The organism is Cupriavidus plantarum (assembly GCF_905397285.1).
Classification (GTDB): Bacteria; Pseudomonadota; Gammaproteobacteria; order Burkholderiales; family Burkholderiaceae; genus Cupriavidus; species Cupriavidus plantarum.
The window spans coordinates 321,728-335,129 of record NZ_CAJPUX010000003.1 but is presented as its reverse complement, the minus strand read 5'-3'; the positions used below and the strand labels follow the sequence as shown (position 1 = coordinate 335,129).

General features: G+C 68.5%; 14 protein-coding genes. 8 read left to right on the top strand and 6 right to left on the bottom strand.

The genetic code is table 11. The features are described 5' to 3' along the window. Positions 1–19: 19 nt before the first annotated feature. The 3 genes from KHP16_RS16255 (at position 20) to panC (ending at position 2,081) form a co-directional block, all read left to right on the top strand. Positions 20–211 carry a DUF3460 family protein gene (locus tag KHP16_RS16255; RefSeq protein ID WP_109582576.1) on the top strand — a complete coding sequence of 64 codons (192 nt, stop codon included), beginning with the start codon at positions 20–22 and terminating at the stop codon, positions 209–211. Between the two features lies 1 nt (position 212). After that, on the top strand, positions 213–1,094 hold the full coding sequence (locus KHP16_RS16250; protein WP_109580300.1) for a segregation and condensation protein A: 882 nt from the start codon (positions 213–215) through the stop codon (positions 1,092–1,094). 147 nt (positions 1,095–1,241) lie between these two features. Next, positions 1,242–2,081 (top strand): pantoate--beta-alanine ligase, encoded by an 840-nt coding sequence (panC, locus tag KHP16_RS16245; protein ID WP_109580299.1) that lies wholly within the window; start codon positions 1,242–1,244, stop codon positions 2,079–2,081. A gap of 39 nt (positions 2,082–2,120) precedes the next feature. Here the strand turns inward: panC and KHP16_RS16240 are convergent, their stop codons facing one another. Further along, positions 2,121–3,320 (bottom strand): PepSY-associated TM helix domain-containing protein, encoded by a 1,200-nt coding sequence (locus KHP16_RS16240; RefSeq protein WP_211960673.1) that lies wholly within the window; start codon positions 3,318–3,320, stop codon positions 2,121–2,123. A 149-nt stretch (positions 3,321–3,469) separates the two neighbouring features. Here KHP16_RS16240 and KHP16_RS16235 point away from each other — a divergent pair, with 149 nt between their 5' ends. Continuing rightward, entirely contained in the window at positions 3,470–4,039 is a 570-nt protein-coding gene (locus KHP16_RS16235; protein WP_109580297.1) for a GNAT family N-acetyltransferase, read from the top strand. Here the strand turns inward: KHP16_RS16235 and KHP16_RS16230 are convergent. Together KHP16_RS16230 and KHP16_RS16225 are read right to left on the bottom strand one after the other, a co-directional pair. Beyond that, the gene (locus tag KHP16_RS16230; RefSeq protein ID WP_109580296.1) at positions 4,017–4,745 is read right to left on the bottom strand and encodes a ParA family protein; all 729 of its coding nucleotides are present in this window, start codon (positions 4,743–4,745) and stop codon (positions 4,017–4,019) included. The two genes, KHP16_RS16235 and KHP16_RS16230, sit on opposite strands and share 23 nt — an antisense overlap. A gap of 176 nt (positions 4,746–4,921) precedes the next feature. Next, positions 4,922–6,406 (bottom strand): cobyric acid synthase, encoded by a 1,485-nt coding sequence (locus tag KHP16_RS16225; RefSeq protein WP_115952705.1) that lies wholly within the window; start codon positions 6,404–6,406, stop codon positions 4,922–4,924. Between the two features lie 183 nt (positions 6,407–6,589). On the opposite strand from KHP16_RS16225, the gene cobU reads away from it, so the two are divergent. From cobU to KHP16_RS16200, 4 genes are all read left to right on the top strand, one after another. Next, on the top strand, positions 6,590–7,282 hold the full coding sequence (gene cobU, locus KHP16_RS16220; RefSeq protein ID WP_109580294.1) for a bifunctional adenosylcobinamide kinase/adenosylcobinamide-phosphate guanylyltransferase: 693 nt from the start codon (positions 6,590–6,592) through the stop codon (positions 7,280–7,282). A 6-nt stretch (positions 7,283–7,288) separates the two neighbouring features. Then, on the top strand, positions 7,289–8,278 hold the full coding sequence (locus KHP16_RS16215; protein WP_211960672.1) for a CobD/CbiB family cobalamin biosynthesis protein: 990 nt from the start codon (positions 7,289–7,291) through the stop codon (positions 8,276–8,278). A 61-nt stretch (positions 8,279–8,339) separates the two neighbouring features. Then, positions 8,340–9,401 carry a threonine-phosphate decarboxylase CobD gene (gene cobD, locus KHP16_RS16210; protein ID WP_211960671.1) on the top strand — a complete coding sequence of 354 codons (1,062 nt, stop codon included), beginning with the start codon at positions 8,340–8,342 and terminating at the stop codon, positions 9,399–9,401. A gap of 293 nt (positions 9,402–9,694) precedes the next feature. Further along, positions 9,695–10,606 (top strand): cobalamin-binding protein, encoded by a 912-nt coding sequence (locus KHP16_RS16200; RefSeq protein WP_211960670.1) that lies wholly within the window; start codon positions 9,695–9,697, stop codon positions 10,604–10,606. Positions 10,607–10,763: 157 nt separating this feature from the next. Here KHP16_RS16200 and cobC read toward each other — a convergent pair whose 3' ends face one another. Genes cobC through cobT form a run of 3 tightly spaced genes read right to left on the bottom strand, consistent with a single transcriptional unit; the run spans position 10,764 to position 13,359 of the window. Continuing rightward, on the bottom strand, positions 10,764–11,432 hold the full coding sequence (gene cobC, locus KHP16_RS16195; protein ID WP_211960669.1) for an alpha-ribazole phosphatase family protein: 669 nt from the start codon (positions 11,430–11,432) through the stop codon (positions 10,764–10,766). Position 11,433: 1 nt separating this feature from the next. Continuing rightward, a complete protein-coding gene (locus KHP16_RS16190; protein WP_211960668.1) occupies positions 11,434–12,264 on the bottom strand; it encodes an adenosylcobinamide-GDP ribazoletransferase in 831 nt (276 codons plus the stop codon). A gap of 18 nt (positions 12,265–12,282) precedes the next feature. Then, the gene (gene cobT, locus KHP16_RS16185) at positions 12,283–13,359 is read right to left on the bottom strand and encodes a nicotinate-nucleotide--dimethylbenzimidazole phosphoribosyltransferase (RefSeq protein WP_109580288.1); all 1,077 of its coding nucleotides are present in this window, start codon (positions 13,357–13,359) and stop codon (positions 12,283–12,285) included. Positions 13,360–13,402: the final 43 nt, after the last annotated feature.

Sequence of the window (13,402 nt, the reverse complement as noted above, 5' to 3'; positions counted from 1 at the left end):
GCCGGGCACAGGTTTCATCATGGCCATGTACGAATCGGACATCACCCAGTTCCTCAAGACCCTCAAGAAGGAGCGTCCCGCGCTCGAGTCGGAACAACGTGAAGGCCGTTCCCTGCTGTGGGACAAGTCGCCGATCGATCTCGAGGAGCGCGAGCGCGCCGCCGAGTCGCGCGTGGCCCAGAAGCCGTACGTCTACTCGCTCGACAACTGAGTTGTCTCAGGAAAAGCTGACCCTGCCGGTGGAGCTGCCCAGCGTGGCTCCCGGTTCCGGCGGCACAGCGGGCCCGGCCGAGATGGTCGATGGGCTCGCGTTCGCGCGCCTCTATGGCGAGCCGCTGTTCAAGCTGCCGCAGGACCTGTACATCCCGCCCGATGCGCTCGAGATCTTTCTCGAGGCATTCGAAGGTCCGCTCGACCTGCTGCTGTACCTGATCCGCAAGCAGAACTTCAACGTCCTGGACATTCCAATGTCCCAGGTGACGCGGCAGTATCTTCTGTACGTCGACGAAATCCGCAAGAGCAACCTCGAACTCGCGGCCGAGTATCTGCTGATGGCCGCGATGCTCATCGAGATCAAGTCGCGCATGCTGCTGCCGGTCAAGAAGGCCGACAGCGACGAGGAAGCCGAGGATCCGCGCGCGGAACTCGTGCGCCGCCTGCTCGAGTACGAGCAGATGAAACTCGCCGCGCAGCGCCTCGACCACGTGCCGCAGCTCGGCCGCGACTTCCTGCGCTCGCAGGTGTTCATCGAGCAAAGCCTGGCGCCGCGCTTCCCCGAGGTCGAGACGATCGACCTGCAGTCCGCATGGGCGGACGTGCTCAAGCGCGCCAAGCTCAACCAGCACCACAAGATCTCGCGCGAGGAACTGTCCGTGCGCGAGCACATGAGCCAGATCCTGCGCCGGCTCCAGCATGCGCGGTTCATGGAATTCACGGAGCTGTTCGACGAAGCGATCCGCTCCGGCAAGGGCGTGCCCGTGGTCGTCGTGAACTTCATCGCGATGCTCGAGCTGTCGCGCGAGTCGCTGGTCGAGATCACGCAGGCCGAGCCGTTCGCGCCAATTTATGTGCGATTGGCGTACACGCCGACCTGAATTCGCGCTGCCTTGGGCAGCCATCGCACCCCGGCAATGCCCGGCGGCGCCCCGCATGTTCTACAATCCGCCGACAGCCGGCTGGCAATGCACCAACCCGGCGCGGCCCGCACTCCCGGGCTCCCTTCACGACAGCACACGATATTCATGAAAGTCATTTCCTCCATCCAAGAGCTGCGGGACCAGCTGCGCGGGCAGAATCGCGTGGCGTTCGTGCCGACCATGGGCAACCTCCATGAGGGCCACCTGTCGCTGATGCGGCTGGCGCGCCAGCATGGCGATCCGGTGGTCGCCTCGATCTTCGTGAACCGCCTGCAGTTCGGCCCGAACGAGGACTTCGACAAATATCCGCGCACGCTGCAGGACGACATCGAGAAGCTGCAGAAGGAAGGCGTGTACGTCCTGTTCGCGCCGACCGAGTCGGACATGTACCCCGTGCCGCAGGAATATCGCGTGGAGCCGCCGCACGACCTCGGCGACATCCTCGAAGGCGAGTTCCGCCCCGGTTTCTTCAAGGGCGTCTGCACGGTGGTGATGAAGCTGTTCTCGTGCGCGCAGCCGCGCGTGGCCGTGTTCGGCAAGAAGGACTACCAGCAGCTCATGATCGTGCGTCGCATGGTGCAGCAGTTCGCGCTGCCGATCGATATCGTTCCCGCGGAAACGGTGCGCGCCGACGATGGCCTCGCGTTGTCCTCCCGCAACCGCTATCTGAGCGCGGACGAGCGGACCGAGGCGCCGGTGCTCTATCGCACGCTGCACGAGGTGCGCGACACCGTGCTGGGCGGCAGCGTGAATCTGCTCGATGTGGAAGCCGATGCGGTCAAGCGTCTGGCCGACCGTGGCTGGAAGCCGGACTACGTGTCCATCCGCAAGCGCAACAACCTTCAGGCGCCGACGCAGGAAGAATTCCTCGCGGGCGAGCCGCTCGTGGTGCTCACCGCGGCCAAGCTCGGTCCGACCCGTCTGATCGACAACCTCGAGATCTGAGCGGCCGGGCCAGCCTGCCCCGCAGACTGACGCCTCCCATCACGCGCGCTTGAGCTTGCCGCGCGCGCGCTCCGCTTCGCGCTGCAGGTGCCGGCGATGGCCGGTGCGGCGCTTCCACCAGATCAGGATGCCCGTGAGCGCGAACGCCAGCGGCGTCAGGCCGTAGAGCGTCATGAAGGCGCGCCCGGGAACCCCGAACGCCTCGCCCGTGTGCAACGGGAACAGCCAGTTGATGAACGTATCGCCGGACGCGGCCTGCTTCGGGTCCCGCACGGCGACGCGCTGCCCGGTGTGGGCATCGAGCCAGAGGCGCGTGGCGCCTGAATCCTGACGAATCTCGCCGGGCTGGCGCAGGCGGATCTCGTAGGTATCGCCCGCCTTGCGCGGCAGGCTCACGCGCGTGACCAGCGCGCCGGGAAACTCTCGTTCCGCGGCCGCCACGGCCAGCGCGGGCGACAGCGTCTCCGCATCGGGCGCGGCCGGCGCCGAGTGATGCTTCACCGGCGGCGACACGGTCATCACGCTGGAGATGATCGGCGTCACCCATTTCGGCAGATTCAGATACCAGCCCGAGAACGCGCTCACCAGCATCACGGGCGCGATGAAGAGGCCCCCCGCGCGGTGCAGCGAGAAATTGAAGCGCGACCACGAGCCGCCGTGCGTGATGCGCACCGCCTGCAGCCACGAGCGCCGGTTCCGCTTCGGCCACCACAGCGCCAGACCCACGAAGACCGTGATCAGGACCACCATCCCCGTGATGCCGATGATGGTCTTGCCCGTGTCGCCGGTCAGCAGATAGCGGTGCAGATGGAACAGCGTCGGCAGCAGTTGCTGGCGCGACAGCCCCGGCACGCCCCATAGCCGCTCGCCCTTCACCTCCAGCGTGATCGGGTCGATCATGACCTGCCGCGAGCGCCCCGGACCGGCCGACGGCCCCTTGATCGGATAGGCCGCGATAAACACGCCTTCCTCGTGCATCGGCAGCATCAGCGTGTTGGGACGCCCGTAGTGCGGATCGGCGGTGAGCTTTCGATAGATGGCATCAATCGAGGGACCACCGACGGGGATGCGGGCGGGCGCCGACGAGACGAGCAGGTCCGGATTGAGGGCCGCGTCGAGTTCGTCGCGCCAGGCGATGGCGGTGCCCGTCAGGCCCAGCAGCACGAACAACAGCCCGAAGGACAGGCCGATATACAGGTGAACCTTGATGAGAACTGTGCGCAGGCGACCGGAAACCATGGGGGCGAAAGCTATCGGCGGAACGGGGTGGGCGTAGGATGCCGGTATTGGCGATCCGGAAATGCAAATGCGAAGGATTCGCGATTCTAGCAGTACCGTATGATCCGCGCGGTGCAGTTCGCTTTACGCCTTATCTCCACGTTTACGTCATGCCCACGTCACACCGCATCACACTCGACGCCGCCCTGCCCGCGGACGCCGACCTGCTGGCCCGGCTGCACAGCGATAGCTGGCGCCATGCCTATGCCGGGCTGATCCCGGCCACCTATCTGGAATCCCACGCGCCGGCCGAGCGGCTGGCCACCTGGCGCGCGCGCATGCTCGAGGGCGCGGAGGCGCCCATCGAAGTCACCATCCTGCGTGTCGATGGCGAGCCCGCGGGCTTCTGCTGCCTCATGCCGCTGGCCGAACCCGGTTACGGCGTCTATCTCGATAACCTGCACGTCATGCCGGCCTATCACGGCGGCGGTTATGGTAAGCGGCTGATGGCCCATTGCGTGCGACGCACGATCGAGCAATGGCCCGGCAAGCCGCTGTTCCTGTATGTGCTCGACGGCAACACACAGGCGCGCGCGTTCTACCGCGCGCTGGGCGGCGAGGAAGCGCCCGCCTTCGAGGACCCGTTTCCGGGCACCGACCATATGGTGCTCGTGCGGCGGGTCACCTGGCAGGATCCGGAGGCGCTACTGGCAAAGCTTAGTGGGGGGTCGCGCGCGTAGGGTGCGAAGGGGGCTGGGGCGGCGGGCGATGGGCCGCGGCGGCCCGCACCGGGCTCGCGTCCTCCGTGCCCGTCTCCACCCTGCCTGTCTCCACCCACCGCACGACAGGCTGCCATTGCTCGCGATCACGGGCCACGCGCGAGGGCGCGACGTCCCATAGCGTGAGCCCGTGCGCGGCCAGCTGGACGTAGTTCTGCGTATCGCGCAGGTAACCGGGCACCGGCAACCCGACGCCCTCGACGAAGCGTTGCAGTTGCTCCGCCGCGCGCGTGCGGCTGTCCACGCGCATGCCGATCACGCCGACGGCGACCTCGCCATGGCGCACGCGGCGCTCGTCGGCCAGTCTGGCGAGAAAGTCCTGCGTGGCGAGGATGTCGAACATCGATGGCTGCAGCGGCACCACGATGCGGTGCGCGAGCTTCATGATGTCCTGGAATCGCCAGCCATGCAGGCCGGCCGGCGTGTCGAGCACCACGTGCGTGGTGCCCTTCGGCGGACGCGCGATATGGTCGCCGTCGATGTCCCAGCTACGGATGGGCGGCGCCGACGGCGGCCTCAGCCCCAGCCATGCACGCGACGACTGCTGGCGATCGGTATCGCCGAGCATCACCGCGTGCCCCTGGCTCGCAAAGTAACCGGCGAGATTGGTCGCCAGCGTGGTCTTGCCCACACCGCCCTTGGGATTGGCGATCACGACTACCGGCATGAATGTCCTCCATTGTCCGAGAGTGCTGCCTAGGGGTGCTGCAAAGCGTACCGCGAAAGTGGAACAGCTTCGGGCCGCGTGGGTCCGGGCGGGCCGGTCAACGCGTGCCATGCCCGGTCCGAAGCCACGCGTTAGTGTAGCGGGATCTCATGGCTTTTCGGACCGGCTTCGGCCCTTCACCGTGCGCCATCCGACGCTGTGGCTAGCGGCGCGAGCATCGTCCGCAGGTCCAGATGCGTCGCCATGCTGTCCGCCAGCCGCTCGATCGACGCCTCGCGCAACGCGTCGAGGTCCACGCCCGCGGCGCCGCCAAGCCCCGCCCATCGCAACAGCGCCCCGCAGGCGGCCGGGTCATCGAATAACCCATGCACATAGGTCGCCAGCACCTGACCGTCCTCGGACACCGCCCCATCGGGCCGCGCCCGACCGACGCAGGCCTCCTCCCCGATCCACAACGCGGGCCGCGCCAACGCGGGCCCCTCGGTCACGCCAAGATGGATCTCGTAGCCCTTCACCGCCGCCGTACCGTCCTCCAATGCAAGGTGGCCACTCACTTGCCGCAACTGTTTTTCGGGCGCGAGCGTGGTGTCGAAGTCCAGCAGGCCGAGTCCATCGCTGGTCCCGGCAGGCCCTTCCCGGCCGTCCGGGTCATGCACGCGCCGACCCAGCATCTGCATGCCGCCACAGATGCCGACAAGCTTCCCGCCATACCGCAGGTGCCGCGCCAACGCCTGCGTCCATCCGTTCGCGCGCAGGAAGGCCAGATCCGCCCGCACGCTCTTGCTGCCCGGCAGGATCACGAGGTCCGCGGGGGGAATGGGCATCCCCGGCCCGACGAACCGCAGATCGACCCCCGGATGCGCCCGCAGAGCGTCGAAGTCCGTATGGTTGGAAATCCGCGGCAGCACGGGCACGATCACGCGCAACAGCGTATCGCCATGCTTGGCACCCTGGGTCGCCACCACGGCGTCCTCGGCATCGAGGTGCAGGCCATGCAGGTAAGGCAGCACGCCGAACACAGGCTTGCCGGTCCGCTCGGTCAGCCAGTCGAGCCCCGGTTGCAGCAGCGCGATATCGCCACGGAAGCGGTTGATGATGAATCCGGTCACGCGCGCGCGTTCGCTTTCCGACAGGCAGTCGAGCGTGCCGAGCAAATGCGCGAACACGCCGCCACGATCGATATCGGCCACGAGCACGACGGGGCAATCGACGCGCTCGGCAAACCCCATGTTCGCAATATCGCGGGCGCGCAGGTTGATCTCGGCGGGGCTACCCGCCCCCTCGACCATGACGACGCCATACGCCTCGCGCAGCCGCGCATGGCTTTCCAGCACGGCGGCCATGGCCGTGGGCTTGTACGCGTGATAGGCGCGCGCATCGAGGTCCATGCGCGCACGGCCATGGATGATGACCTGCGCGCCAATGTCGCTGCTCGGTTTCAGCAGCACGGGGTTCATGTCGGTGTGCGGCGCGATGCGGGCAGCCTGCGCCTGCAGCGCCTGCGCACGGCCAATTTCTCCGCCGTCGACGGTGACGGCACTGTTGAGCGCCATGTTCTGCGGCTTGAACGGCGCAACCTTCACGCCGGCGCGCGCCAGCACGCGGCAGAGGCCCGCGACGACGGTACTCTTGCCGGCGTCGGACGTCGTGCCCTGCACCATCAGGGTGCCGCCCAGGGCGCTTGCGGGGTATGGGAAGGGCGGGAGGGACGGGATGAGGGTGTGGGCGGTCATGCGGCAATTATCGCCGCATGCGGACGGTTTGCTCCGTTCTCCGGTTCGGGGAGGCGGCGTCTGCAATATCCATGCATGCGAGTGCCCGATGCGACCGCTACAATACGCCGGATGGATACCAAGGCCCTCGGCATTTCCTCCACCGTCGCCACCGACGCCCTAGCCACCGCTGGCGCGAGCGAGCCCGTCGTCGCCACCGCGCCGCTCGAAGCCGCACTCGGCGTCGCGCCGCGCGAGCTGACGCTCGTGATTGGCGGCGCGCGTTCCGGCAAGAGCCACTTCGCGGAGCAGCTCGCGACCGATCATGCGACCGCCACCGGCGGCCCCGTGACCTACATCGCCACCGCGCGACACGACGCCGACCCGCCCGACGAGGAAATGGAGCTCCGCATCGCGCTGCACCGCGCGCGGCGCCCCGTCGACTGGGCGCTCGTCGAGGAGCCCGTGCACCTCGCCGACGCGATCTATGCCAACGCACGCCACGGGGGCTGCATCCTCGTGGACTGCATCACGCTGTGGCTCAACAATCTGATCTTCGACGAGAACCGCTCCTACCCCGAGCACGGCGTGATCACGCCGCCGCCGGCGTTCACCGAAGAAATCGATGCGCTGCTCGCCGCGCTGCCCACCACCCCGGGCAACGTGATCCTCGTGACCAACGAGATCGGCTTCGGCGTCGTGCCGACGGGCTCGATCACGCGCTTCTACGTCGATGAACTCGGCCGCCTCAACCAGAAGCTCGCCGCCGCCGCGGACCGCGTGCGCCTGATCGTCGCGGGCCTCCCGGTGAATGTGAAGGGCTGAACGCGCATGGTCATGCTGTCCTGGGCGGCCACGGTGGCTGCCGCGCTGGCCGGCGTGCTGCTGGACCGCGGTTTCGGCGAGGTACGCCGGTGGCATCCGCTGGTGGGCTTCGGCAAGCTGGCCGCTGCCTGCGAACGCCGTTTCAATCGACCGTCCCGTCCCAAATGGACCCAACGCGCGTTTGGCCTGTGCGCATGGTCCGTGCTCGTGCTGGGCCCCTCCGTGGTGGCGTGGGCCGTACTGGGGGAACTGACGCCGTATGCGCCGTGGCTCGCGTGGCTGCTGCATGCGGTGGCGCTGTACTTTGCGCTGGGGGCGCGCAGCCTTGCCGAACATATCGCACCGATCGCTGACGCCCTCGCCGCTGGCGACCTGCCCGCGGCGCGCATGCTGACGTCGCGCATCGTGTCGCGCGACACCGCCGATGCCGATACCGAGGCCCTGGCCCGCGCCGCCTGCGAGTCCGCGCTCGAGAACGGCAACGATGCGATTTTCGGGGCGCTGTTCTGGTTCCTCGTCGGCGGCGCGCCGGCGGTCATTGCATTCCGGCTCGCCAACACGCTCGATGCGATGTGGGGCTATCGCACGCCCAGGCTGATGCATTTCGGCTGGGCCGCGGCGCGCATCGACGACGGGCTCAACCTGATTCCCGCGCGGCTGACCGCGCTGTCCTATGCGCTGCTCGGCAAGACGCTGCCTGCGCTGCGGTGCTGGCGCACACAGGCGCGTGCATGGTCGAGCCCGAACGCGGGCCCGGTCATGGCCGCGGGCGCGGGCGCGGTCGGCGTCGCGCTCGGTGGCGGGGCGCGTTACCACGGTGAATGGGAAGTCCGCCCGCCACTGGGCTTCGGCGAAGCCCCCGACGCCCGCCACGTCCGCGCGTGCCTCCAGCTCGTGCGCCGCACGCTATGGCTATGGCTCGCGCTGGCAGCCGCCAGCGTGCCCCTCACCCTACCCTTCACCCTGCCCCTCGCCCTGCGCGGAGCCCTCGCATGACCGGGCTTGCGCTACGCGGCATTGCCCGCTCCCGGCGCGACACACCGGATAGCGTTCCCGTATGAGCAACTCCCTTCACGCCATCCGCCACGGCGGCGACCTGCTCGCGGCGGTGCGGCGCTATGGCCGTGCCGCCGGCGACTGGCTCGATCTTTCCACGGGCATCAACCCGGACGGCTACCCCGTGCCGCCGCTACCCGCCGACGCATGGCAACGCCTGCCGCAGGACGACGACGGGCTCGCCGAAGCCGCCGCGCTCGCGTACGGTGCCGTGCAAGCCCTCCCCGTCGCTGGCTCGCAGGCCGCGATTCGCACGCTGCCCACGCTGCTGAAGCCGGGCCGGGTGGGCATCGCCGCGCTGGGCTATAGCGAGTACGCGCCCGCCTTCGCGCGGGCCGGGCACACCGTGGTCCCATTGAACGAGGCGGACTTTGCACGCCCCGATCTCGCGCAGGCATCGACGCTCGCGCTGGACCACCTCGTGGTGGTCAATCCGAACAACCCCACCGCACGGCTGATCCCCGCCTCCACGCTCGCGCGCTGGCACGGCGAACTGTCGTCGCGCGGGGGTACGCTGCTGCTCGACGAGGCGTTCATCGACTGCCATCCGGGGCAATCGCTCGCGGCAAGCGCGCATCTGCCGGGGCTCGTGGTGCTGCGCTCGCTCGGCAAGTTCTACGGACTGGCCGGCGTGCGTTGCGGCTTCGTGCTCGCGGAAAGCGCGATACTCGACCCATTGCGCGACGCCCTTGGCCATTGGACCGTCTCCGGACCCGCCCGCGCGATCGCACGCGACGCGCTGGCCGATCGCGGGTGGCAATCCGCCACCCGGTCTCTCCTCGCGCGACAGGGCGAGCGGCTCGCCACGCTCCTGCGCGGCCACGGACTGGCCACGGTGACGCAGCCGCTGTTCTGCTGGGTGCCCGATGCCAACGCGCCCGCGCTGCATGACGGGCTTGCGCGGGCCGGCGTGTGGACGCGGCTGTTCGAGGCCGCGGGCGATTGCCCGGCGAGCCTGCGATTCGGCCTGCCACCCAATCGCGATGAAAGCTGGCAACGGCTCGAGGCCGCGCTTGGCGATAGCGCGGGGGCACGACGTACCGCGCCCCAGGCCGCTGGCTGACCCGCGCCGCCCCCCTGAACGCCCCTGAGCGCCCCTGAAGACTTTTGAACGCCCCTGACCGCCCATCAGCGCCCATGACCGCCACGCCCAGCTCCTCTCACCTCGCTGACCGCGCTGGCCGCGCTGGCCCTGCTGGCCCTGCTGGCCCTGCTGGCCCTGCTGGCCCTGCTGGCCGTGATGGCCGTGATGGCCGTGATGGCCGTGATGGCCGTGATGGCCGCGCAAACCATGCTGGCCGCTCACGACTATCCAACACCCCAGACCGCCCCGAACCGCCCGCCGGGCCCCACCCTATGCCGCCCATCCAAGCCCTGCTCGCTGCCTCACTCCTGCTCGGCGCGAGCCTCACGGCCCTGCCCGCCCAGGCCGCCGTCACGGCCACCGACGACGCCGGCCAGGCCGTCACGCTCGCGCAACCGGCCCGCCGCATCGTCTCGCTCGCCCCGCACGTGACCGAGCTCATCTACGCGGCCGGCGGCGGCGACCGGATCGTCGGCACGGTGACCTACAGCGACTACCCGCACGAAGCCAGGGACATCCCGCGCGTCGGCGACAACAAGTCGCTCGATCTCGAGCGGATTGCCGCACTCAAGCCGGACCTCATCGTCGTCTGGCGTCATGGCAACGCGCAGAAGCAGACCGACCGCCTGCGCGCGCTCGGCATGCCGCTGTTCTTCAGCGAGCCGCGCCGGCTCGAATCCATCCCGGAAAATCTCGAAAAGCTCGGCACGCTGATGGGCACCAGCACAGTGGCCAACCGCGCCGCCGCGGACTTCCGGCAGCAGATCGATACATTGCGCAAGACCTACGCCTCCCGCCCGCCGGTCACGGTGTTCTATCAGGTCTGGCAGCAGCCGCTGATGACGCTCAACGGCCAGCACCTCATCAGCGACATGCTGGCGTTATGCGGCGGCCGCAATCTGTTCGCGAACGAGACGCCGCTCGTGCCGACGGTCTCCACCGAAGCGGTGGTCGCCGGCAATCCCGAGGTGATGCTCACCGCCGGCATGGGCGCCACGCGGCCCGACCGGCCGCTCGCGGACTTTACGATGTGGGAGAAATGGAAGCAGGTCACGGCCGTCGCGCGCAACAATCTGTTCATCGTCGACGGCGACCTCGTCAATCGCGCGGGCCCGCGCGTGGCGCGCGGCGCGGAGGAAATCTGCAAGGACATCGACATCGCCCGCTCGCGGCGGCCGCGTTGAATCGAGGCTGGATCGGCCGGATACGTCCGATACGCTCGATACGCCCGATATTCCCGATAGCCCGATACGCCCCGGTATGCCGCCCGCGATCCACGCGCATCGCGGGGGGCGCGGCGAGGTCATCGCGTGACGGGTCGGCGCAACCTTCCGTCACGCCTCAATCGACGGTCCGATTCCACCAGATCAGTTGCGCCTGCCCCCCCTGCAACCGCAGGCAACAAGACGCGCCAAATCCAAGCGACCATTGCAGCGTCCGCGCCAGCGGCACGCCAAGCCAGTGCGCGGCGAGCATGCGAATCGGCCCCGCATGGGCCACTACCCACCAGCATGCCTCGCCCGATGCCGGCGCAACCTTCGTCGGCTCTCCACCCCGCTCACCGCTCCACTCGCTAGCCCACTCGCTAGCCCGCTCGCCAACCCATTCGCTCACCCGCGCCATCCCCTGCGCCGCGCTCTCCCCGCCATGCGGACGAGCGTGCATCAGATCGGCCGCCCATGCATCGAGGTCGGCCCGTGGAACGTCGTCCCAGACCATGCCCTCCCATGCGCCGAAGTCCAGCTCCTGCAATCGCGGTTCGATCTCGCACGGCACCGGGACGGCTAGCGTGCGAGCGAGCCCCTCCGCCGTGTCCCGCGCCCGCAAGGCGGGACTCGTGACGATGCGCGACGGCATGAAGCCGCGCAGCGGCGCGGCGATGTCGGCCAACGCCGGCGAACATGGCGCGGCCAACGCCAGGTCGAGCCGGCCGTAGCAGATCGATGCGCCGATCGATGACGGGTCCCCGGGCAACGCCGGCCGCGCATGGCGAATCAGAATGAGGTCCATGTCAGTACCACGTCCATGCCGCGGCGACGAAGTACACAAGCAGCTCCGCAAGCTGCTGTGCGAAGCCGAGGCAATCGCCCGTGTAACCGCCGATACGCCGCACGAAGTAGGCCCCGAGTGCAAGCCGCAATAACAACAGCGCAACCAGCGTCACCAGCGCAAACGGCAGCGCGCCTGCGACGCCAATGCCATCGCCCCCGGGCAGAAACCCGCCCATGGACATCCACACCAGCGGCACCACGCCGCAGACCAGCGCAAAGAGCAAACCGGCACCCCGCAACCGATGCGCGACCGGCCGCGCCTTGCCCTCGTCGCGGACATAGTCGTGCGTGGAGAGATAGGTGATGGCCATCGCGCGGCTAGCGCCGTGCGCGACGACGATCGTGGCCACCAATACGGCCACGCCACCCGTCGTGCCGATCTGCAGCAACAGTTGCCACTTGAGCAGCAGCGCGATAACCACGGCGATCGCGCCAAACGCCCCCACGCGCGAGTCATGCATGATGCGCAGGACGTCCTCACGCGTATAGCCGCCGCCAAAGGCATCGACGCAATCGGCAAGGCCGTCTTCGTGGAACGCGCCGGTCAGCAGCAGCGTAGCGGCCATGCCGACGAGCACGGCAACGGAAGGCGACCACAGATGCGCGGCCGCCCACGTCGCCATTGCGCCAATCACGCCAACGAGCAGGCCGACCAGAGGAAAGTACCGCGCGGCCGCGTTGAGCTGCTCGGGCGTGAAGCCGACCCAGCGCGCAAGCCCAGAGGGCAACGGCACACGCGTGAAATAGCCGAGCGCCGTGAGGAAGAATCGGAGTTCGTCAGCGGCGCGCATGGGTGTTGTCGTTTGAGGTCAGGCGCTCGCGGTACTGACGCCCGCGCCGCTGAACGTCGCCATCTCGCGCAGGAACGCCGCCGCCGCATTGACCAGCGGCCACGCCAGCGCCGCCCCCGTGCCCTCGCCCAGCCGCAGATCGAGCGCGAGCACCGGCTCGGCGTCAAACGCAGCCAGCAGCGCCCGATGCCCCTGCTCATGCGAGCAATGCGAGAACACGCAATAGTCGAGCACCGCCGGCGCAATACGCGCGGCGACGAGTAGCGCCGCGCTGGCAATGAACCCATCGACCAGAATGACCATCCGGCTCGCGGCCGCCGCAAGGAAGGCACCCGTCATCATCGCGATCTCGAAGCCGCCGAACGCTGCCAGCACATCGAGCGGCGCCGTGGCATCGGCATGCAGCGCCAGCGCGCGCGACAAGACCTCGCGCTTATGCGACAGCCCCGCATCGTCGAGCCCGGTGCCACGCCCCGTGCACGCCTCGATCGGCAATCCCGTCAGCCGGCTCATCACGCAAGCCGCGGCAGACGTATTCGCAATGCCCATCTCGCCAAACCCGATCACATTGGTGCCCTGCTGCGCATGCCGCAACACGCGCGCGATGCCCGCCTGCAGCGCGGCAACGGTCTGATCCGGGGTCATCGCCGGCCCCTCCAGAAAATTGCGCGTCCCGGCGGCAATGCGGCAATTCACGAGGCCGGCAGACGCGGGCAACGGTGCGCGCACGCCCGCATCCACCACCTCGAGCGTCATGCCATGCAGCCGCGAAAACACGTTGATCGCGGCCCCGCCGTTGAGGAAGTTCAGCACCATCTGCGCGGTAACCTCGGCCGGATACGCGCTCACGCCCGCATCGGCAATTCCATGGTCGCCCGCGAACACGATCACCGCCGGCCGCTTCAGCTCGGGCTTCGTGGTCCCCAGCACCATGCCGATCCGCAATGCCAGCGCCTCGAGCTTGCCCAGCGCGCCGAGCGGCTTCGTCTTGTCGTCGATGGCGGCCTGCAGCACGGGCCGTAGCGCGGCGTCGGGCGCCTCGATCGGCGGCAGCGGAAGCGAATAATCGGACAGGGAGGAGAGAAGCGAAGACATGTTGCAACAACCGTGTAGGTGACCAGATATTCGTAACTGTAGA